Below are 21537 nucleotides of genomic sequence, written 5' to 3'. Positions count from 1 at the left end.
ATCTCTAAAATTATTTGATTTAAAAACTGTTCAAAAAGGCAATCGGTTGTTGAAAAGTTACAAAAAAAGCCCTTTTCAAGAAGAAAAGAGCTTAGTCATTGCGTTGTGTATTTAGGGTTTAGAGATTCATTTTTTTAGCATCTTCAACAAACTGTTTTAAACCAATATCAGTAAGCGGATGTTTCAATAATCCTTTAATTGCCGAAAGCGGTCCGGTCATAATATCTGATCCAACTTTAGCACAATTTACAATATGCATCGTATGTCGCACTGAAGCAGAAAGTATCTGCGTTTGATAATCGTAATTATCATAAATTTCCCTGATTTCAGCAATTAAATGCATTCCGTCTGTCGAAACATCATCCAATCTTCCTAAAAATGGCGAAACATAAGTTGCTCCAGCTTTTGCAGCCAATAATGCCTGCCCTGCCGAAAATACTAATGTTACATTTGTTTTAATTCCTTTTGAAGAAAAATATTTACAAGCTTTTATACCGTCGCCAATCATGGGTAACTTCACCACGATCTGCGGATGTAAAGCGGCAAGCTCCTCTCCTTCTCTTATCATTCCGTCAAAATCAGTTGAAATTACCTCAGCAGAAACATCGCCATCGACAATATTACAAATGTCTAAGTAATGTTTTAGGATATTTCCTTTTCCTGTAATTCCTTCTTTTGCCATCAAAGACGGATTGGTGGTTACGCCGTCGAGAACACCAAGAGATTGCGCTTCTCGAATGTCTTCGAGATTAGCGGTATCAATAAAAAATTTCATAAGTTTTTTGGTTTAAAGTTCGTGGTTATTGTGTGGTCTGCAATTTGAATGGAGTGTAATTGTGTAGTTTGTCATTTCGAACGAGAAATCGCACGAGTAATTCGACATGCAAAATCGTCAATCTTTGCAGAGTTTCTTGTGCGATTTCTCCTTTCAGTCGAAATGACAAAGATTGTGTGTAATTTGTAGAGACGCACAGCAGTGCGTCTAACATCTAGCGAGAAAAAAATGTGCATTTCGACCGATTCTGCTCTTCAAAAAACCTTCAATAAAAAAATAACTCACTTAATAATTTTATCAAACTGACTCTATTTCTTCGTTTTGATTATTAAAAAATAGTAACTAAACCTTCAATCTATTTTCTTCCAATCTAAATCTCAAAAACAAGTCATAATCTTAATACACATTCTCTCTATTTGTATCTAAAAAATCATAGAAACAGCTGTTGAACAATTTGCACTTTCTACAGCTATCACATTGAAATTTAATTGTATTTCTTTAGATAGTTTCTCACTAATAGATCTTTATAGAGACCTGACAGGTTTTAAAAACCTGTCAGGTCTAACTTCATGGATTTTACCAATTAAATATATTGGTTAATGATATTTTCAAACAATTCCTGTTTACCACTTTGAAGTGTTAACTCTCCGTTTTGGTTTGCGATATCATATAAATCTTTAAGGTTTAATTTTCCGTTTTCGAAATCTTTACCTTTTCCAGCATCAAAAGAGCTGTATCTTTCTGTTCTTAATTTTTCGTAAGGAGAAGAAGTGATAATTTTATCAGCCGTCAATAAAGCTCTTGCAAAAGTATCAGCACCGCCAATATGCGCTAAGAAAACATCTTCTAAATCTGTAGAATTTCTTCTGATTTTAGCATCAAAATTAACTCCACCGCCTTGTAATCCGCCAGCTTTTAAGAAAACCAACATAGCTTCAGTAGTTTCCTGAATGTTATTAGGGAATTGGTCTGTATCCCAACCGTTTTGGTAATCTCCTCTGTTTGCATCGATGCTTCCTAACATTCCAGCTTTTGCCGCAACTTCTAACTCGTGTTGGAAAGTGTGTTGTGCCAATGTAGCGTGGTTTACCTCGATATTAATTTTGAAATCTTTATCTAAACCGTATTCTTTTAAGAATCCAATTGCTGTTGCCGAGTCAAAATCGTATTGGTGTTTTGACGGTTCCATTGGTTTTGGCTCAATAAAGAAAGTTCCTTTGAAACCTTGCGCTCTTGCGTAATCTCTAGACATTGCAAGGAATTGTGCCATATGGTCTAATTCTCTTCCCATATCTGTATTTAATAAAGACATGTAACCTTCTCTACCACCCCAGAATACGTAGTTTTCTCCGCCTAAAGCAATCGTTGCATCAAGCGCTAATTTTACTTGACCTCCGGCTCTTGCTACTACATTAAAATCAGGATTTGTAGCCGCTCCGTTCATGAATCTTGGATTTGAGAAACAGTTTGAAGTTCCCCAAAGCAATTTAATTCCAGACTCTGCTTTTTTCTGTTTTAAGTAATCTGTAATGAATGCTAAACGTTTTTCTGATTCTGCGAAAGTTGCTCCTTCAGCAATTAAATCATAATCGTGGAAACAGAAATAATCAAATCCCATTTTGCTGATAAATTCAAAAGCAGCATCTGCCTTATCTTTTGCCGCCTGATACGGATCTGAAGATTGATCCCATGCAAATTGCTGCGTTCCTGGTCCGAATGGATCGCTTCCTTGTCCGCAGAATGTATGCCAGTATGCAATTGCAAATCTAAAATGCTCACGCATTGTTTTTCCAGCTACAACTTGATCTGGATTGTAATATTTAAATGCCAACGGATTATCAGATTCTTTTCCTTCAAATTTTATTTGGCCAATACCTTTGTAGTATTCTTTATCTCCTAAAACTATCATTTGTTCTTTTATTTAGTTGTTAATATTAATTCTAATTCTTGTTTCCATTTTTTATAAGCCGTTTCGTAAGGAGCTGCGTTGTGCAGTGGTAAAAACGTCATTACATGATCGTTGTCACTAACATTAGCACCAAATTTGCTGTAATCACCATCTTTTAAACCAACTGCTCTTGCCGCACCAACTGCTCCGGTTGTATTATAAATTTCAATTTCGTGACCAATTAAAGTCGCCACCGTATTGGAAAAAATCTCCGAACGGAAAAGATTATCATTTCCGGCTCTAATCACATTAATTGTCGCATTATCATCCTTTAAACATTCCATTCCGTATACAAACGAAAAAGCAATTCCTTCAAGAGAAGCTCTAAACAAATGCGCGCTGTTATGAATATTTAAGTTGAGGTTTAAAAAATGAGTTCCAATGTTTTTATTGTTGAACATACGTTCAGCGCCATTTCCAAACGGAATCACGACCACGCCTTCAGATCCAACCTCAATATTAGAAGCTTTTTCGTTCATTGCTTCATAACTTTCGTTGCCCATATTATTACGAAGCCATCTGTACTGAATTCCTGCTCCGTTAATATTTAAAAGTTTACCAACTCTCGGCGTTTCCAATTCGTAGTTTACGTGAACGAAATTGTTTACTCTCGTACTTTTTCCAGAAGACATTTCGCTTACGGCATAAAATACGCCCGAAGTTCCGCCCGTTGCCGCGACTTCTCCCGGATTCAAAACATTTAAAGCCAAAGCATTATTTGGCTGATCTCCCGCTCTGTACACAATCGGAATTCCGGCCGGAAGACCAGATACCGCCGAAGCTTGTTCTGTAACAACGCCCTGATTCGTGAAATTCTCTACGATTTTTGGCGTCAATGATTTATCGATTCCGTAGTAATCTAAAAGCCAATCGGCTACTTTATTTTCTTTATAATCCCAAAGCATTCCTTCAGACAAACCATTTTTAGTTGTCGTTACTTCGCCTGTTAATTTCAAAGCGATATAATCTCCCGGAAGCATGTATTTATCAATTTTATTGTAAACTTCAGGCTCGTTTTCTTTCACCCATTTTAGTTTAGAAGCCGTAAAATTCCCCGGAGAATTCAGTAAATGTTCCATACATTTTTGTTCTCCAATTTCGGCGAAAGCGGTATTACCAATTTCAACCGCACGACTGTCGCACCAAATAATTGAATTTCGAAGTGCATTTCCGCCTTTATCCACAATCACCAATCCGTGCATTTGGTACGAAATACCAATTCCCTGAATTTTCGATGCATCAATATTAGCTTCACGAATCGCCCTTTTGGTTGCCGTGCAAATGTGCTGCCACCAAATTTCAGGATCCTGCTCTGCCCAATCCGGGTGAATCGACAAGATTTCCATTTCGTTCTGCGGTTCATTCAAAACGATTACTTTTTTACCCGTTTCTGCTTCTACCAAGGCTGCCTTGACTGAAGAACTTCCAATATCATATCCGATATAATACATACTACAATGATTCTCTTATTATTAAATTTGTCGGCACATAACATTTCGTTTCTTCGTCATGCGTAATAAATGCCGCTGCTTTGGTTCCTAATTCCTTAAAATCAGTTGAAACAACTGAAATTCCTTTATAAATAAATTTCTTCATTGGCGTTTCGTTATACGACAAAAAACCAACGTCTTTTCCGGGTTCAAAATCTTTTTCTTTACACTGCTCTAAAAAGTATCCCAAAATCCTGTCGCTTACACTGATATAAGCCATTCCTTTTTCGATATTGAACTTTTTAGGATCTGTTACAATCTCATATTCAAAACTAAAATCAGCACAGAATTTCTTAAAAAAATCAACCGTTTCCTTCGGGTGATTGGTAAAATCCGGATACACAAATTGTATCTTTTTATACTTTTTAAACAAATCAGCCACTTCTGTCAAAGACTCATAAAAAGCTTTTCCAAAATCCTGAAAAACATAATTATTACTTTTATCTGCCTGAATATTCCAGTCTATCAAAAGCAGTTTGTCTTTTGAAATTGCCGACAAAGCCGGAGCAATTTCCTTGTGATCAAAATTCATCACCACATATTTGTAATACTTCCCGATTCCGTTATTAATGATTGTTTTAAAAACATCAATATTATAATGATGAAACTGCACATCAGTAATCACATTATCCGGCAGATTATTGACAAACGAATGGTACAAAACCTCTTTATATGCCTTAAAAGTGTCTAAAACCAAAAGCACTTTTCTTGTTTCACCCGAAACATAATATCCTTTATTAGGTACAGATTCAATCGTATTCTGATCTTTTAAAATCGTATAAGCCTTAAAAACCGTATCTCTCGACAACTGATTTGTCTTGCAAATACTATTTACCGAAGGAAGTAAATCTCCCTTTTGCAATATATTTTCAGCAATTGCATTTGTTATTCCGTCTACCAATTGCTGGTATTTCGGGATATCACTTTCATGATTTATAGCAAATACAAATTTCTCTTGTTCTTCGTTTAGCATACCGTTCTGTTCCGTTCTGTTATGGTTTGCTAAAGTAATTAATTGTCTTTTATAAAAAAATACTTTTACATTAAAAATTGTTATCTTTTTATTCCATTCAAAATAATACTTTGGGCGTGCCCCTCCGGGTCGGGCTATCCGTTTCAAGTCCTCGCACTTCCTTCGTCAGGCTGCGGGCTTTCCACTTCTATCCCTCACGCAAACCAACCTTACAAGGAACAGCAAAATCAACACAACCGATTGTATTTTTTATGAAATTTTTTTAATCTATCAATCTTCTTATCCCATACGGATCAATCGTAACAATCGAACCATCTTCCAGATAATCGATTTTAGTTACTTTCATACTTCTTAAATGTGTTACGCCTTTTGACAAACTCGAATCGTGATAAAACAAATACCATTCGTTTTCAACCTCACAAATAGAATGATGCGAAGTCCAGCCCACAACCGGATTCAAAATTCTTCCCTGATACGTAAACGGCCCATACGGATTGTCACCAATTGCATAACAAATAAAATGTGTATCTCCTGTTGAATACGAGAAATAATATTTTCCGCTGTATTTATGAACCCACGAAGCTTCAAAAAAACGACGGGCATTATCTCCAGCCAGCAGCATTTCTCCGTTTTCATCCAGAATTTTAATCTCTTTTGGATCTTCTGCAAACTCCAGCATATCATCTCGAAGTAAAGCTACAATTGGCCCTAAAGCAGGTTCGTTTCCAGAAGGTTCTTCATTCTCTTGATCGTATTTATTATTTCTGTATTTCTGCAGCTGTCCGCCCCAGATTCCGCCAAAATAAATATAATGTTTACCATCTTCATCTTCAAAAACTGCCGGATCAATACTGTAACTTCCTTTTATCGCATCTGGCTCCGACTTGAAAGGTCCTGCAGGAGAATCTCCAACGGCAACTCCAATCTGGAAAATCCCATTAGCACGTTTGGCAGGGAAATACAAATAATACTTTCCATTTTTCTGTGCTGCGTCTGGAGCCCACATTTGTTTTTCGGCCCAGGCAACATCTTTTACGTGCAATGCAACGCCATTATCAACGGCCTTTGATGAAATACTTTCCATCGAAAAAACGTGGTAATCTTCCATCCCGAAATGATCTCCGTTATCGTTAAACGGAATTCCGGCATCGATATCATGTGACGGATAAATATAAATTTTACCATTAAATACATGCGCCGACGGATCGGCCGTATAAATGTGAGAAACTAAAGGCTTTGAAATCGCCAGTTCATTAATTTCCTCGAAATTAATTTGTTCAATGCTATCTTCAGGCATAGTAATATCTTGGTTTTAAATAATTAAGTTCTTCTTTCTTTTAATTCGGTTTCGATCTGCACTTCCATTTGTTTATTGATTTTATAGAAAAACAATAATCCGGCTCCAATTAAAAATGGAATTGCAGGAAAAATGCTGACCAATAATTTGATTCCGTTTATTGCAGTTTCTGTCTGTACGGAAGAATTTGGCGTGTAATGAAAATATCCTAAAAATAATGTTGTTAATGCGCCTCCAATACTTAATCCGGCTTTTAAACCTACCATCATGGCAGAGAAAATAATGGCTGTAGCGCGGCGGTTATTTAACCATTCCGAATAATCTGCAACATCGGCAATCATCGCCCAAAGAATCGGGATTGTGATTCCGTAGAAAAACCCGTGTAAGATTTGAGAGAAAAACATGAAGCTTATCGAAGTTGACGGGAAGAAATAAAAAGCGATAATAAACAATGTCGAAATGAATAAAAACAATCCGAAAATATTTCGTTTTCCGTATTTATCGGCCAGGTTTTTAGACAATGTAATTCCCACAATCATAAAGATAATTCCTCCCGCATTAAATAATCCGAATCCGGCTGAAACAGGATCATTTCCAAAATGATTCAAACCTATATTTGATAAAGTATCTAAAATCGGTTGAATAAAAATCGCCAATTGTTCTTTATCTACATAGTTTTCAAAATAATACACATACGAACCACCTTTCATTGCCAGCGTAATAAAAACCAAAGTCGTAAGCGAAAGCATAATTATCCACGGTCTGTTTTTGACCAAATCGCTTAAATCTTCTTTTACACTTGATTTTTGTTCCGGCTTCGGAATGATTCTTTCTTTTGTCGTCAAAAATGTGATTAAAAGCATGATAGTTCCAATGATAGCCAAAACTGTCATTACTTTTTCGATACCAATTGCTTTGTCTCCATTTCCCGCACTTTTTATAATGCCGAGCATAAAAACCTGAACAAAAAACTGCGCAAACATAACTGCCACAAAACGATACGATGACATACTGTTTCTTTCGGACATATCGCCTGTAATTACACCGCTTAAAGCAGAATACGGCAGATTATTTCCTGCATAAAAAAGCAATAATAAAGTATAGGTTACAACGGCATAAATAACTTTTCCTTTATAAGAGAAATCAGGAGTTGAAAACGCCAATAAAGCAACCACGCCAAGCGGAATTGCAGTTGCCAAAATCCACGGTCTGAATTTTCCCCATTTGGTACTGGTTCTATCTGCTAAAACCCCAATAATAGGATTAAAAATAAAAGCCGCAACTAAACCCACAATCAACATGATAATAGAAGAATCGGTTGGCGATAATCCGTAAATATCGGTGTAGAAATAAGCCAGATAGGTCATCAAAGTTTGAAAAACTAAATTAGCAGCCAAGTCTCCTAAGCTGTATCCAATTTTTTCTTTGATGGATAATTTTTGTGAAATGTTATTCATTTTGTGGTTTGTGGTTAGTTAGTTCCTGCAAGGTTTTCAAAACCTTGTAGGTTTAAATTGTTTTATAATACCCCTCTCAAATATACCTACAAGGTTTTGAAAACCTTGCAGGAAAACGAATTGTGATTAAAACAATCGGTTGTGTAAAATTATACAAAAAAACATATTACGCAAATTTACTTTACTTTATTTCAAGAATATTTTTTAAAACAACCGATTGTTAATAATATTTTAATTCAAAGCCATTTTAACTCATTATTCTTCCGTTTTCTTCAACTTTAAAATGCTATCGTAAGCTTGTTTATGCTTTAAAGCTGCATCAAAAGGAAGCGGATAATTGGTTCTTCCTTTTATCGGCCAGTCATTTAACCATGATTGTCCGTCATAAACGCCCCAAAAAGTAACACGACTGATTTTGTCTTTATGCTTTAAAAATAGTTTAAAAATCGATGCGTAACGTTCTGCCAGTTGCGTCTGAACTGAATCCGGCAATGATTTAGGATATGGATTCATTTTCGCACTTCCTTCAAATTTCTGATTTACATCGGCACCTTTTAAATCCCACGGATTTGGCAGCACAGTAATATCCAATTCTGTAAAAGCAACTTTAATTCCTAATGCCGAATATTCTAAGATACTTTTTTCAATTTCTTCAATCGACGGGCTCTGCAATCTCCAATGCCCCTGAATACCAACACCGTCAACCTTTCCTCCTGCTGCTTTTATTTTTTTGATTAAAGCAATTGCTCCGGCTCTTTTTGCTGGTTCTTCGATATTATAATCGTTGTAATACAATTCTGCTTTTGGGTCGGCTTTTTCTGCCAGTTTAAAAGCATCAACAAGGTATTTTTCGCCAAGCGTTTTCAAAAAAACAGATTGTCGCAAAGTTCCATCATCGTTTAAAGCTTCGTTTACCACATCCCACGAATTGATTCTGCCTTTATATTTTGAAACAATCGTTGTAATATGATCTTTCATAAAAGCTTTCATTTCTGTACTATCCGCTATTTTTTCCATCCAGGGCGCTAATTGACTGTGCCATATCAAAGTATGCCCATGAATAAACATTTTATTCTTCTCTCCATAAGTCACAAATTTATCCGATAAAGCAAAATCGTATTTATCTTTTTGCGGATGCATGAACATCGATTTCATGATATTTTCCGGCGTGATTGCATTAAATTCCTTCTTAATTAATGAATCTACTTTTGCATCTTTTTCTTCAATTTGATCTGCACTTAAAGCTGTACCGATATAAAAGTCGTTTTTGTAAACATCTTTTAATGAAGTAGTTTCTTTCTGTGATGTACAGCTTACAGTCAGCAAAGTCGTGACGGCAAACAAATAAGGTTTAATAAATTTCATATATTTTTGGTTTAATAGTTAATAGTTTTTTCTCAACGGAGACCTGACAGGTTTTTAAAACCTGTCAGGTCTAAATACGCAATGAAAATCACCAATCTTTGTAGAGTTTCTAATGCGATTCCTTCGTTCCTCGGAATAACAAACAGAACGTTATTACTCTTTTCTAAAACTCTCCGGCGGCCCCAAATACGACTCCAAAACTTTTCCTTCTTCCATCTCAATTACAATTTTTTGGAGTACTAAAGCCGGATCAACGGCATAAATTTTCAAAACATGATTTCCTGAATTTTCGATTTGATGCGTCGAGGTTATTATTTTGATATTGTTCGCAACAGATTCAGCCCAGGCTTTCTCTGAAGAATCTGCGTTGAGGTTCATAATTTGTGGTTTTTCATCATCAAAACCAATTCCGTATTTCAGGCCATCTCCGATTTTAAAATTGATTGTTGGCGAAAAATAGGCATTTACTTTTATCTTTCCTTTACTGAAAAAATGAACGTCATATTCTAATCTTGGTGAATTTTCCGAAACTTCAATCGGTTTAATATTCGAAGGTTTGATCGTAACACCTGATTCTGTTTTACCAAGATTTGGAATTATGGTCCATTTTACTGCATCCGAATTTATCGCTTTAGAATAATTTTTACTTTCTATTGAAATGTAACCGTTGTCCTCAACAAAACCACAAACATGATCTAAATCTCTATTTTTATTAATCGATGTTTCAGCCTTTGGAAAATCGACAGCAACAATCTTTGTTACCTCAATTGTTTTTGTTTTCGGAATTACATTTTTATCCCGCTGCTGCCAATTATCATAACCAATATGTGTTTGCGACATCATATGATTCCATTTTCCGTTGGCTAATTTGATATGGTAATAATTCGTCAGCAGACTGTCTTTTTTAAATAATTCTTTTACTTTTTCAGCATACACATTTGCAATAGCATTTCCCTGACTTGCATACAACTGATTTTTAGCCGCCGCAACATACAATTCATTTAAATTGGCACTCGCCAAAACAGGAAACAAAACCAATTGATAAAAAGCATCTTTATATTCCGGTTTCAAATTTTCGTTGATTGAATTGGCTTTTTCAACTAATCTTTGATAGTCTGCAACAACTCGATCTGCTTCATTATAATTGGTGATGCTGTAGGTTTTTGAATCTAGCAATTCAGGTTTTCTTCTGGAATTATATTTAGTATATAATTTTAAAATCTCGGCTATATCAGTTGTGCTTTGATCTCCAAAATTTTCTTTTGCCCAATTCACATAATATTGATCTAAATTTCCGGCATTAAACTTTTCTGGATTCCATGCCATATCTAAGAAAAATTCTATTGGAAATTCCATTGGTTTAATGTCGCCCACATTTACAATCCATATTTTATCAACGCCGTATTGATACGCTAAATCCATTTGTTCCCAAACTCGTTCAATTTGGTTTGTGTTTATCCATTTATAATTTCTTGGTCCGCCTACATAATCGTAATGATAGTAAATTCCGTAACCGCCTTTTCTTGGTTTTGAATCGAGTTCCGGCAATTTGCGAATATTTCCCCAGTTATCATCGCAAAGTAAAAGCGTAATATCATCGGGAACCGTCATTCCTTTGTCGTAATAATCCTGAACTTCTTTGTAAAGCGCCCACATTTGTGGCGTTTCTTCAGCAAGCTTTTTCGTTACTTCTACAATAATATTTCTTTGCGTTTTTACGATATTTTCTAATAAACCAATTGCCGTTCCTTCTGTCATCGGCTCGTCGCCGTCGCCTCGCATTCCAACGGTTACAATGGTTTCTTTGTTTCCCATTCTTTTAATACCGTCTTTCCAAAACTTAATCAAAGCTTCTGAATTGGTATTAAAATCCCATTTTCCGTTTGCTTTTCCCCATTCGGCATGCGCTCTTGCTAACGGTTCGTGGTGCGAAGTTCCCATTACGATTCCGTATTCGTTTGCCAAAACAGCATTCTGCGCATCTTCTACATAAAACATTCTGCCCCACATTGCCGGCCATAAATAATTGCCTTTCATTCGCAGAATCAATTCAAAAACTTTATCGTAGAATTTCGAATTAAATCCGCCAAATTTCTCAAATGCCCAGCCAGATAAAGCTGGAGCTTCGTCATTTATAAAAATTCCTCTATATTTTACTTTTGGTTCTCCCTGCGAATGAATTCCGGGCAAAACATGCAATTCTGATTGTTTTTTCACTGGAACATCCGCCCAAAAATACCAAGGTGAAACGCCTATTTGATTCGATAAATCGTAGATTCCGTAAATCGTTCCTCTTTTGTCTGAACCTGCAATTACCAATGCTTTTTTGATTCCTTTAAAAGGATTTTCGATAATTTGAGTGGTGAATTTTTCCCATTTTCCACGAAGTTCGTTTGCGTTAATTTTACCTTCTTTCGCCAATTGATCGATAATTTCACTTTTTCCTAAAGTTCCAATAATAACCACAAAATCTTCTGCTTCAGAAATTTTATTGATTCTTTTTGGATGCAAATCTGAAACCTGAAAAATGTCATTTTCTAAATATCCTGCAACTTTTAAAACGCCTGAAAAATCAGTTGAACTTACTAAAATGGAAGCTGTTTTTCCTTTTGAAACCAAAGGAAAGTTTTCGGCGGAAGCCTGATTTACTATGTATTTCTCTGGATTTATGGCATACGATTTTGTACTTAATCCGATGAGGAAAAGCGATAAAATCAGATGCGATAGTTTGATTTTTAAACACATAGAACAAAGTCAAAGTTTTTCATTTAATCTATTCTTTTTAATCTTGCAAAGACGCTAAGTCGCCAAGTTTCTTCCTTTTTAAGCCTTTATAATAAAACTTTGCGACTTAGCGTCTTTGCGAGAAATTTTCGGCACTAAACACTTTTGCATTTTTTAGAATAATTACAAATTCAATTTAAAAGCAATTCCCATTTCTAGTCCCCGTAACTCAGCAAGACCTTTTAATCTTCCTGTCAATGAATATCCCGGATACGTTTCTGTCGCTTCATCAACCGAATGCAGGAAACCATGATCGGGGCGCATTGGCAGACTTATTTTTGTTTTGTTCATTAACAATAATAATTTCTCTACCATAACTTCCATATTAACATCACCATTTAAATGTTCTGATTCCCTAAAAATAGTTTCGCTTTCGCGGATGGTATTTCGAAGGTGCAAAAAGTGAATTCGGTCTCCAAAATCGTCTATTATTTTCTCCAGATTATTTTTCGGGTCGGCACTTAATGAACCTGTACAATAGCACAATCCGTTTGATGTTGATGGAACGGCATTAAAAATGGCTTTTAAATCAGCTTCTGTTGAAACAATTCTCGGAAGTCCTAAAACCGAAAACGGCGGATCGTCTGGATGAATTGCTAATTTTGAACCTGTTTCTTCTGCGACCGGAGCAACTTCTGATAAAAAATAAATGAGATTTTCTCTTAGTTTTTCGTTATCAATATTGGCGTAATTATTTAATAAAGACAAAATCTGTTCTGCCGTAAAGTTGATCGTACTTCCTGGCAATCCTAATAGAACATTTTTAAACAATAATGCTTTTTCTGATTCTGAAAGTTTGTTTCCAAAATGCAGTGCGTTTTGTTTTTGAACTTCAGAATAATCCTTTTCGGCGTTTGGTCTTTTTAAAAGAAAAACATCAAAATAGGTAAAAGCATCCTGATTGTACAACAGTGCTTTGCTTCCGTCTTCGTTAATAAAATTATGATTCGTGCGTACCCAATCCAGAATCGGCATGAAATTGTAGGTTATGATTTTGATCCCGCATTCTGCCAGGTTTCGCAAACTGATTTTGTAATTTTCAATGTATTGCAGATAATTTCCTGAGGCTCTTTTTATTTCTTCGTGAACTGGGAGACTTTCAACCACAGTCCATTCTAATCCGTAATTTCGAATAATTTCCTGTCTTTCTTTGATATCAGCAATTGTCCAGACATCACCAACCGGAATTTGATGCAAAGCGGTTACAATTCCTGTTGCTCCGGCTTGTTTGATGTCTATCAAACTTACTTTGTCATTTGGCCCGAACCATCGCATGGTTTGCTGCATTTTTATCATACTGACTATTTTTTGTGCCACGAAGGCGCTAAGTCACAAAGTTTTTTAAAATAGAACTTTGTGACTTAGCGACTTTGTGGCATTTTCACAATTAAAACCCAATACTGTTTCCGCCATCAACTGGTAAAACGGTTCCTGTTGTATATTTTGATTCGCTTAAAGCGAAATAATAAACGGCATCTGCAATGTCCGAAGGTTCTCCTAAAAAGCCCATTGGTGTTCTTCCCAGTACTTTATTTTTTCTTTCAGGATCATTGTCCAAGGCTGTTGATGACATTTTGGTTTTGATAAATCCCGGTGCAATACAGTTTACACGAATGCCAAACTGAGCCAATTCTACCGCCATTGCACGCGTCATGGATTCGATCGCACCTTTGCTTGATGAATACGCAATTACTTTTGGAATTCCGTATTGTGATGCCATCGAACTGATGTTGATGATACTTCCTCCTCCATTTTCTTTCATATTTTTAACCACTTCTCTGCTTACAGCGAAAACACTTAATAGATTGGTATGAATTATTGATAAAAAATCTTCATCGGTTACATCTGTAAATTCCTTTTTCATATTGATTCCAGCATTGTTTACCAAAATATCAATTGGGCCATTTTTGGTAATGTTTTCAATCATGGCTGGAATTCCTTTCAAATCATTTAAATCAAATAGTACCGGAATTGCATTTTCGCCAATTTCTTTGCAGGCTTCTTCTGTTTTTTCTTTTGTTCTTCCAATAATGTAGGTTGTGATTCCGTTGTCACATAATTTCTTTGCGGTTGCAAATCCTAAACCTGAGTTTCCTCCGGTTACTATTGCTGTTTTTTTATTCATAATTTTTAAAATATATTTTTGGTACTTGCTGCTTGGTATTTGGCACACGGATTAAACGGATTCGCTATCGCGAAAACGCTGATTTACACGGTTTTTTTTATTTTTTTGTTGAAAAAAAATCCGTCTTTTTTCCGTGTCTTCGCGATAGCGAATCCGTGTCATCTGTGTTCTAATTTTATCCATTCCCCGGTGCAAATGGAAATTTTAATGATTTAAAATACTCTAAAGTTTGTGTTGGTTTTTCAACTCCTGCAGGAAATTCTTTTCCTGAAAATTGCTGAAAATATAATAAGCAGGCATCTCGCCACCATTTTGCTTCTTTCTGCTGAATTTCTAATAACATTTTTACTTCATTAAAACGTTCGCTATCAACATACTTTTCTGTCTGATTCCAAACATTCTGCATTGCTTTGACTTGATTTACGCCTTCTTGATATTTCAATGCTAAACCATTCCAAAGTGTTTCTCCGTTTTTTAGTTTATAATCCCATGAAACGTGGTGGAACCATAATAAATCTTTTTCTGGGCAGGTTTCTAGATTATCAAAAAGTTTTTCTATTTCCGGAGCATATTGCGAAGTGGCATTTGTTCCCGACTTTGATCTGTCAAAACCAATTCCGTTTTTGTCAGCTTTATGATAATAAGTCGGATTCCATTCTGGACGTGATAAATTAGAAACCCACGGCCCTGGCCCGTAATGATGTCCTGTATCCATAATATGGTGTAAACCAAGCGGTGTCATATAATTAACAACGGCTTCACGCGATTCGATCATCATAGTTGCAACTGGTTTTATAAAATTTTCGTTGTTTGAAAATGTACATCTTAACCATTCGTCAGCAATGGTTTCTGAATCTAAATACGGATTCCACGCCAGTCTTCCGAAACCATACCAATTCGCTTGCGCAAAAGGATGCCCTGTCCAGTTTAAATCATTCCCGATATTGGCAACACCAGCAATTCCGGTTAGTTTGTTTTGGTATAAAGTGCCATCAATAACTTTGGCAACGGTTGAACCTTTTCCTTTTTGATAGGTATCTGATTCTAAAACCTCCTGAAATAATTTTGGCAGAAAAACCAAATGCGTACTGAATCCTAAATATTCCTGCGTGATTTGAAATTCCATCATTAAAGGTGTTTTTTGCATGGCCCCAAATAACGGATGAAACGGTTCTCTGGGCTGAAAATCGATCGCCCCATTTTTTACCTGAATAATTACATTTTCTTTAAATTTTCCATCGTATGGCTGAAACTCGGCGTAAGCTTGTTTTGCCCGATCATTTGCGTCGTGTTCTGAATACACAAAGGCTCTCCACATAATTACGCCTCCAAACGGTGCAACTGCATCTGCCAGCATATTAGCTCCGTCGACGTGATCTCTTCCGTAATTTTGCGGGCCGGGCTGACCTTCTGAATTGGCTTTCACTAAAAATCCTCCAAAATCTGGAATTCGTTTGTAAATTTCTTTGGCTTTATTTTTCCACCAATCAACTACTTCGGGATCTTTTGGATCGGCAGTTTTTAGGTTTCCAATTTCGATTGGTGCTGAAAATCTTGCTGTTAAATAAACTTTTATTCCATAGGGTCTAAAAACATTTGCGAGAGCTTCAACTTTTTCTAAATATTGTGGTGTAAGGATTAAAGCATTTGCATTTACATTGGTTAAAACTGTTCCATTGATTCCGATTGAGGCATTTGCTCTGGCGTAATCAATATATCTTTGATCGATAAAATCAGGCAATTTCTGCCAATTCCATAAAGAGAAACCTGCATAGCCGCGTTCAACAGTTCGGTCGAGATTATCCCAATGATTTAAGATTCGAATATTTGTTTTTGGAGAATCGGTAATGAGTAAGTTTTGGATTGATTTATTGGTCTGCATCAATCTTAAAAAATTAAAAACTCCGTACAAAACTGCTACATCATTTTTTCCTGAAATGATCAGCTGTTTTTTATTTTTAAAACGGATTAATTTAATGATAAAACCTTCGTTGTTTATTTTATCGAAATCTGTTTGTAAAGCTTTTTGTAAATCTGGATTTAAGGAATTTTGAGAACCAATAATCAAATTATTTTCTCCTTTTATTTCTGATTTAATTTCTGGTTTATTTCCCAGCATTGCAGTAATTCCATTTTCTAATTCTTTTAGAGAAATTTGCGAAGTTTCGGATTTTTCTAAAGAAACGATTCCCTGAATATTGTTTTTATATTCTGAAGCAATTGTTGAATTTGTTATTCTGTCATATTGAAGCCATAGCTTATAATCCTTTTGTGCTATAGCAGAAAAGGAAATAGAAATAAACAGAAAAACAAATCTTACTGAAGTCATTTACTAATTAGTTTATTCTTAAAAACTTTCATTTTTACAACATCAACGTTTTGCTTTTGAATATTACTTATTGATAAAAATTTAATTCAAAAAATGCATTATTCCAAACAAAACAATAATTGCAATCGGTTGCGTAAAAATATAGGATTGTTGTTTAAGAAAAAAATTTTAGTTCTCTTTTTTTTGAAAAATATATTTCTGTAACAAATAAAAGCAGGATAATTATAAAAACTATCCTGCTTTAACGGGGTTGAATTCAAGACTCGAAATTCTGATATTATAAATTTGATTTTTATCGTTTGTAATACGCTACGATACTTGCTTTTGCTAAAGTTTGGTTCCAAAGATTAAAACCAACTACGGCTGGATTTGTATTTTCATCAGTTCCCAGTTTATCTGTTTTTAATGCATAAACCGTAATTATATATTGATGAAATCCGTGACCAACCGGCGGGCAAGGGCCTCCAAATCCTTTGATTCCGTAATCTGTAATACTTTGAATGGCACCTTTTGGAACAAGGTTTTTAGTTCCGGCATTGGTAACCAATTCATTTATGTTTGCCGGAATATCAACGACTACCCAATGCCAAAATCCGCTTCCTGTTGGCGCATCCGGATCGTACATTGTGATGGCAAAACTTTTTGTTCCTTCGGGAGCATTTTTCCATGACAACTCTGGAGATTGGTTTTCGCCTGAACAGCCAAATCCGTTGAATTCCTGAATTTTAGTGGTTTCTCCTCCTAAATCTTTACTGGTTAGGGTAAATGTTTTTTGGGCAAAAATTGTTGTTGTGAAAATTAAAGACAACACCAAAATTAAATTTAGCTTTTTCATTTTATTTCGTTTTAAAATTTTAAGCAAATTTAAGTTTGGCATTGCCTAAGAAACTTTAGGGAAAGGATCGAAAACTGTTGCTAAAAGTCCAGTTTTTCTGATTTTGTTTTGGCGTTACTCCGTATTTTAATTTATAAGCCTGCGTAAAGCTGGATAAGTTCTCATAACCAACTTCAAAATAAATTTCTGATGGATTTTTTTGTTCTTGCTGCAATAAATAATGTGCAAATTCTAGCCTTTTATTTTGAAACCATTTTATTGGAGATTCGGCGTAGTGTTTTTCAAATTCTCTTTTGAATGTTGAAACGCTCATATTGCACAAAAATGACAATTCTTTCAGCGTTAATTTACTCAAATGGCTGTTTTCAATTATTTGAATAAATTTTTGTGTGGCATTATCGCTGTTAACGGTTAAGGAATATAGAAATTCGGCTCCATACTTCCCGGTTAGATAAAGCATGATTTCTTCAAACTTAACTTCTAATAATTTAAATTTAATATCTCCTGAAAGTTTAGAAATATCAGCTAAACTATGTACAAATCGCTGTATAAATTCATCATAATCAAAAACATAAACAGATTTAGGTTCTATTAATTCGAATTCGTTAAATTCCATTTTTCTAATGAAATTATGAATCATTTCATTAGAAAAAAACAACAGCATACTTCTGTAATTAGAGGCTTCAGAAATCTTTTTTTCGGTCATTAAACAATTGCCTGATCTCATTATTAAAAACTTAGAAGGATCTATTGACAAGGCTGCATTATCAAAAATAGCTTCTTTTGTTCCTTCCATAAGAAAACTAATTATATTCTGATTTAGAATAATCTGTTGTTTCGAAACATCTTTAGAACTTCTATAATCCACAACATGTACGAGTTGCGTTTTTTCTAAATTCATTTCATCGGGAAGTGTAATTGTTTTCATAATGGTATTCTAAAAAATAAGAATATAAAGTCAATGGCTTTCTCAATTATAAACGAATTGATAAGTCATAAATTAGAATTACGTTAAATTTATTTTTGAGAAGATTCTCTTGCAAGTACTTCTGTATTTAAGAAGGTGATTTCTTTTGCATCATCATTTTTAGATGATTTCAAATTTTTGATAATAATTTCGGCGGCGGCTTTTCCCATTTTTTCGGCAGGATGTGTAATTGTAGACAAATTAGGATCTATAATCTGTGAAATTGGGTCGTTATTAAAACCTATTACTTTAAATTCTTCCGGTACTTTAATGCCTCTTTTTTTAGCGGTTTGCACAGCACTTACGGCCAAAATATCTCCGGGAGCAAATAGTCCGTCGGGCATTGGTTTTAAATCAAATAAGGCGTTGCTTGCTTTTACTCCGTCTTCGTAAGTAACTGAATTCAAATTAATAATTAGTTCTTCTTCTACGGGAATATTATGATCTTTTAAGGCTTCTATATAACCTCTTTTTCTTTCGTTATACAGATTTCCTAATTCTGAACCTGCAGTTAAATGTGCAATACGAATACAGCCTTGTTCAATAAGGTGTTTTGTGGCTTTGTAACCTGCTGTGTAATTGTCGATAACGACTCTAAAAGTATTGTAATCTTTTGGCACCCTGTCGACAAATACTAACGGAATGTTATTATTTGAAAACTGATGGAAGTGTGCCGTATCTCTGGTTTCCATTGCAAGCGAACAAATTACGCCGCTTACACGGTTGCTGTATAAGGATTTGGCCATATTTACTTCTTCTTCGTAAGAGTCATGCGACTGCATAATAATTACGGTATAATCAGATTTTTGAGCTGTGATTTCGATTCCGCTGATTAAGGAGGATAAAAACGGCTGTGTAACGGTCGGGATTAAAACCCCAATGGTTCTGGTTTTATTTCCGCGCAAACCTGCAGCTAAAGTATTAGGAACAAATCCCATTTCTTCGGCAGTTTTTTTTACTTTTTTTATCGTTTTATCACTTATAGTATGGTGGTTTTTTAAAGCGCGTGAAATAGTTGATGTTGCCAGGTTTAAACGCTCGGCAATATCGTAAATCGTTACATGTTTATTCTCTTCCATGAAATAAAAAATAGAAATGTAAATATAAACTATTTTCTCTCAAGATGTTCTTTCATAAAAATTGACGTTAAATAAAAATATTCCTGAATAGTCCGCCATTTAAATGGCGGGTTATTCAGGAATATTTTGGCAATGCGTTTTATTTGTCTTTTTTATCTTTTAGAATTTTACCATCTTTTGTAAATTCCAAATCGATTTTGTTTGTTAAATCAACATCTAAATCTTTGTGTCCATAGTCGATGTGTGTTATTTTTTCGTTTGGATGATTTTTAGCAACATAAGCTTTGATGTTATCTGGGATAAAATCGGTTGGAATTGGTTTGCCTTCACCATCTACTTCTCGATACGATCCGTCTTTCCAGAATTCTACTTCTGTTCCGTCTTTCAATATTACTTCAAAACCTTTTTCTCCGTGTTCTGCATCTTTTTTAGCTTTTTCAACAGTGGTATGGCTAAAATGTTTTTTCAAAAAATCCTGGGCTGGCTGCGGCAGTTCTGTAACTTCTATTTTCTTTTGGGCGCTGGCCGAGATTGTTAGGGTTAACAATGTTATGGCTAAAAATATTTTATTTTTCATAATTCGCTTATTTAAGTATAGTATTACTAATTTACTACAAGAAAATTTGGGTTCAAATCTATTTAAGAAACTTTTAAAGTTTTTAGAATACATAACCTTTAATTTGTAACTTGGTATAAACCATTAAATTATATTCATATGCGTTACATTCTAGCTTTTGCATCTATACTCCTTATCACATCTTGTAAAAAAGAAAACAACACTAATCTTTCCAATTATTTTACTTATGACCAAAGTAATGTCGAATCTGCAGGAGTGAAAATGATACCTATAAAAACACCCGCAGGAGAATTTAAAGTTTGGACAAAACGTTTTGGCAATAACCCAAAAATAAAAATTCTACTATTGCACGGAGGCCCAGCAATGACACATGAATACATGGAATGCTTTGAAACATTTTTTCAACGAGAAGGTTTCGAATTTTACGAATACGATCAATTAGGATCTTATTATAGCGACCAGCCAAAAGACAGCAGTTTATGGACAACTGAAAGATTTGTAGAAGAAGTTGAACAAGTACGAAAAGCTATTAATGCCGATAAAGAAAATTTTTATGTACTAGGAAATTCGTGGGGAGGAATTCTTGCTATGGAATATGCTCTAAAATATCAGCAAAATATGAAAGGATTACTAGTTTCTAACATGATGGCAAGTGCCCTAGAATATGGAAAATATGCTGATGAAGTTTTGGCAAAACAAATGAAACCAGAAATTCTTGCAGAAATAAGAGCTTTAGAAGCCAAAAAAGATTTCAGTAATCCAAGATATATGGAATTATTAATTCCGAATTTTTACAAAGAGCATTTATGCCGATTACAAGAATGGCCAGACGGATTAAATCGTGCCAGCAAACACGTAAATGGAGAAATTTACACCATGATGCAAGGCCCAAGTGAATTTGGTATTAGCGGAAGATTAGCAAAATGGGATATCAAAAATAGGCTCCATGAAATTACAATTCCAACACTTATGATTGGTGCCAAATATGACACAATGGACCCAAAAGCAATGGAAGAACAAAGTAAATTAGTCAAAAAAGGACGTTACTTATATTGTCCAAACGGAAGTCATTTAGCTATGTGGGATGATCAAAAAGTCTTTATGAATGGTGTAATTCAATTTATTAATGACGTTGATAGTAAAAAAATCTAGTGGAACACAAAATTACAATATATTAATTTACAGCATTATAACTATTAATTAAATTTCTATTAGGTCGAAATATCGCTGAATCTTTTATTTTAAAGAAACAAATATCACTTTCATTCCTAAATAAATCAGCACATATTCTTTTCGAATCTGAAGATTCAAAGTTCTAAAAGTACTGACAGCGATTTCAACCCCTGTGACGCAGGTATTATCACACGTTATTTCTTTGGATTTAGTTTCCAAAAACAGCTGTAAAACAAAAAAATCCTCATCAACTAAATGATGAGGATTCTTCAAAAGAAAGGCGACGACATACTCTCCCACAATGATGCAGTACCATCTGCGCAGGCGGGCTTAACTACTCTGTTCGGGATGGGAAGAGGTGAG

The 21537-nt window shown here is 35.0% G+C and carries 16 protein-coding genes and 1 rRNA gene; 1 reads left to right on the top strand and 16 read right to left on the bottom strand.

The features are described 5' to 3' along the window. Positions 1–118 precede the first annotated feature (118 nt). From fsa to BUE10_RS16735, 15 genes are all read right to left on the bottom strand, one after another. Complete coding sequence (gene fsa, locus BUE10_RS16805; RefSeq protein ID WP_073486941.1) at positions 119–775, bottom strand: fructose-6-phosphate aldolase; 657 nt, start codon at positions 773–775, stop codon at positions 119–121. Between the two features lie 583 nt (positions 776–1358). After that, entirely contained in the window at positions 1359–2684 is a 1326-nt protein-coding gene (gene xylA / locus BUE10_RS16800) for a xylose isomerase (protein ID WP_073486940.1), read from the bottom strand. An 8-nt stretch (positions 2685–2692) separates the two neighbouring features. Beyond that, positions 2693–4174: a xylulokinase gene (locus BUE10_RS16795; protein ID WP_073486938.1), complete on the bottom strand. Its 1482-nt coding sequence runs from the start codon at positions 4172–4174 to the stop codon at positions 2693–2695. Between the two features lies 1 nt (position 4175). Further along, on the bottom strand, positions 4176–5186 hold the full coding sequence (locus BUE10_RS16790; RefSeq protein WP_073487386.1) for a GntR family transcriptional regulator: 1011 nt from the start codon (positions 5184–5186) through the stop codon (positions 4176–4178). A 262-nt stretch (positions 5187–5448) separates the two neighbouring features. Next, complete coding sequence (locus BUE10_RS16785) at positions 5449–6483, bottom strand: glycoside hydrolase family 43 protein (protein ID WP_073486936.1); 1035 nt, start codon at positions 6481–6483, stop codon at positions 5449–5451. Between the two features lie 23 nt (positions 6484–6506). Then, positions 6507–7940 carry an MFS transporter gene (locus BUE10_RS16780; protein ID WP_073486934.1) on the bottom strand — a complete coding sequence of 478 codons (1434 nt, stop codon included), beginning with the start codon at positions 7938–7940 and terminating at the stop codon, positions 6507–6509. Between the two features lie 255 nt (positions 7941–8195). Next, the gene (locus BUE10_RS16775; RefSeq protein ID WP_073486932.1) at positions 8196–9305 is read right to left on the bottom strand and encodes an endo-1,4-beta-xylanase; all 1110 of its coding nucleotides are present in this window, start codon (positions 9303–9305) and stop codon (positions 8196–8198) included. Between the two features lie 153 nt (positions 9306–9458). Continuing rightward, positions 9459–12050 (bottom strand): glycosyl hydrolase 115 family protein, encoded by a 2592-nt coding sequence (locus BUE10_RS16770; RefSeq protein WP_073486930.1) that lies wholly within the window; start codon positions 12048–12050, stop codon positions 9459–9461. A gap of 162 nt (positions 12051–12212) precedes the next feature. Next, on the bottom strand, positions 12213–13376 hold the full coding sequence (gene uxuA / locus BUE10_RS16765) for a mannonate dehydratase (protein ID WP_091290771.1): 1164 nt from the start codon (positions 13374–13376) through the stop codon (positions 12213–12215). A gap of 100 nt (positions 13377–13476) precedes the next feature. Continuing rightward, on the bottom strand, positions 13477–14214 hold the full coding sequence (locus BUE10_RS16760) for an SDR family NAD(P)-dependent oxidoreductase (RefSeq protein WP_073486927.1): 738 nt from the start codon (positions 14212–14214) through the stop codon (positions 13477–13479). A 175-nt stretch (positions 14215–14389) separates the two neighbouring features. Beyond that, positions 14390–16543, bottom strand: coding sequence for an alpha-glucuronidase family glycosyl hydrolase (locus tag BUE10_RS16755; RefSeq protein WP_073486925.1), 2154 nt, complete (start codon positions 16541–16543; stop codon positions 14390–14392). 292 nt (positions 16544–16835) lie between these two features. Further along, entirely contained in the window at positions 16836–17378 is a 543-nt protein-coding gene (locus BUE10_RS16750) for a YbhB/YbcL family Raf kinase inhibitor-like protein (RefSeq protein ID WP_073487384.1), read from the bottom strand. A 55-nt stretch (positions 17379–17433) separates the two neighbouring features. Then, positions 17434–18306, bottom strand: a complete 873-nt coding sequence (locus BUE10_RS16745) for a helix-turn-helix domain-containing protein (RefSeq protein WP_073486923.1) — start codon at positions 18304–18306, stop codon at positions 17434–17436. 89 nt (positions 18307–18395) lie between these two features. Beyond that, positions 18396–19424: a LacI family DNA-binding transcriptional regulator gene (locus BUE10_RS16740; protein ID WP_073486922.1), complete on the bottom strand. Its 1029-nt coding sequence runs from the start codon at positions 19422–19424 to the stop codon at positions 18396–18398. A 139-nt stretch (positions 19425–19563) separates the two neighbouring features. Beyond that, positions 19564–20001, bottom strand: a complete 438-nt coding sequence (locus tag BUE10_RS16735) for a PepSY-like domain-containing protein (protein WP_073486921.1) — start codon at positions 19999–20001, stop codon at positions 19564–19566. A gap of 138 nt (positions 20002–20139) precedes the next feature. On the opposite strand from BUE10_RS16735, the gene BUE10_RS16730 reads away from it, so the two are divergent. Next, a complete protein-coding gene (locus BUE10_RS16730) occupies positions 20140–21153 on the top strand; it encodes a proline iminopeptidase-family hydrolase (protein ID WP_073486919.1) in 1014 nt (337 codons plus the stop codon). Positions 21154–21449: 296 nt separating this feature from the next. On the opposite strand, the gene rrf is transcribed toward BUE10_RS16730, so the two are convergent. Beyond that, a 5S ribosomal RNA gene (gene rrf / locus BUE10_RS16725) occupies positions 21450–21537 on the bottom strand; the annotation flags it as partial.

It is taken from the genome of Flavobacterium sp. CF108, from assembly GCF_900129795.1.
In the GTDB taxonomy this organism is placed as follows: Bacteria; Bacteroidota; Bacteroidia; order Flavobacteriales; family Flavobacteriaceae; genus Flavobacterium.
Note: the sequence above shows the minus strand (reverse complement) of the source record. Positions and strands in the feature narration are given on the sequence as shown.

Excerpts from the sequence above, each read along its gene's own strand:
- fsa (WP_073486941.1), bottom strand. The coding sequence starts at position 775 with ATGAAATTTTTTATTGATACCGCTAATCTCGAAGACATTCGAGAAGCG.
- xylA (WP_073486940.1), bottom strand. The coding sequence starts at position 2,684 with ATGATAGTTTTAGGAGATAAAGAATACTACAAAGGTATTGGCCAAATA.
- BUE10_RS16795 (WP_073486938.1), bottom strand. The coding sequence starts at position 4,174 with ATGTATTATATCGGATATGATATTGGAAGTTCTTCAGTCAAGGCAGCC.
- BUE10_RS16790 (WP_073487386.1), bottom strand. The coding sequence starts at position 5,186 with ATGCTAAACGAAGAACAAGAGAAATTTGTATTTGCTATAAATCATGAA.
- BUE10_RS16785 (WP_073486936.1), bottom strand. The coding sequence starts at position 6,483 with ATGCCTGAAGATAGCATTGAACAAATTAATTTCGAGGAAATTAATGAA.
- BUE10_RS16780 (WP_073486934.1), bottom strand. The coding sequence starts at position 7,940 with ATGAATAACATTTCACAAAAATTATCCATCAAAGAAAAAATTGGATAC.
- BUE10_RS16775 (WP_073486932.1), bottom strand. The coding sequence starts at position 9,305 with ATGAAATTTATTAAACCTTATTTGTTTGCCGTCACGACTTTGCTGACT.
- BUE10_RS16770 (WP_073486930.1), bottom strand. The coding sequence starts at position 12,050 with ATGTGTTTAAAAATCAAACTATCGCATCTGATTTTATCGCTTTTCCTC.
- uxuA (WP_091290771.1), bottom strand. The coding sequence starts at position 13,376 with ATGCAGCAAACCATGCGATGGTTCGGGCCAAATGACAAAGTAAGTTTG.
- BUE10_RS16760 (WP_073486927.1), bottom strand. The coding sequence starts at position 14,214 with ATGAATAAAAAAACAGCAATAGTAACCGGAGGAAACTCAGGTTTAGGA.
- BUE10_RS16755 (WP_073486925.1), bottom strand. The coding sequence starts at position 16,543 with ATGACTTCAGTAAGATTTGTTTTTCTGTTTATTTCTATTTCCTTTTCT.
- BUE10_RS16750 (WP_073487384.1), bottom strand. The coding sequence starts at position 17,378 with ATGAAAAAGCTAAATTTAATTTTGGTGTTGTCTTTAATTTTCACAACA.
- BUE10_RS16745 (WP_073486923.1), bottom strand. The coding sequence starts at position 18,306 with ATGAAAACAATTACACTTCCCGATGAAATGAATTTAGAAAAAACGCAA.
- BUE10_RS16740 (WP_073486922.1), bottom strand. The coding sequence starts at position 19,424 with ATGGAAGAGAATAAACATGTAACGATTTACGATATTGCCGAGCGTTTA.
- BUE10_RS16735 (WP_073486921.1), bottom strand. The coding sequence starts at position 20,001 with ATGAAAAATAAAATATTTTTAGCCATAACATTGTTAACCCTAACAATC.
- BUE10_RS16730 (WP_073486919.1), top strand. The coding sequence starts at position 20,140 with ATGCGTTACATTCTAGCTTTTGCATCTATACTCCTTATCACATCTTGT.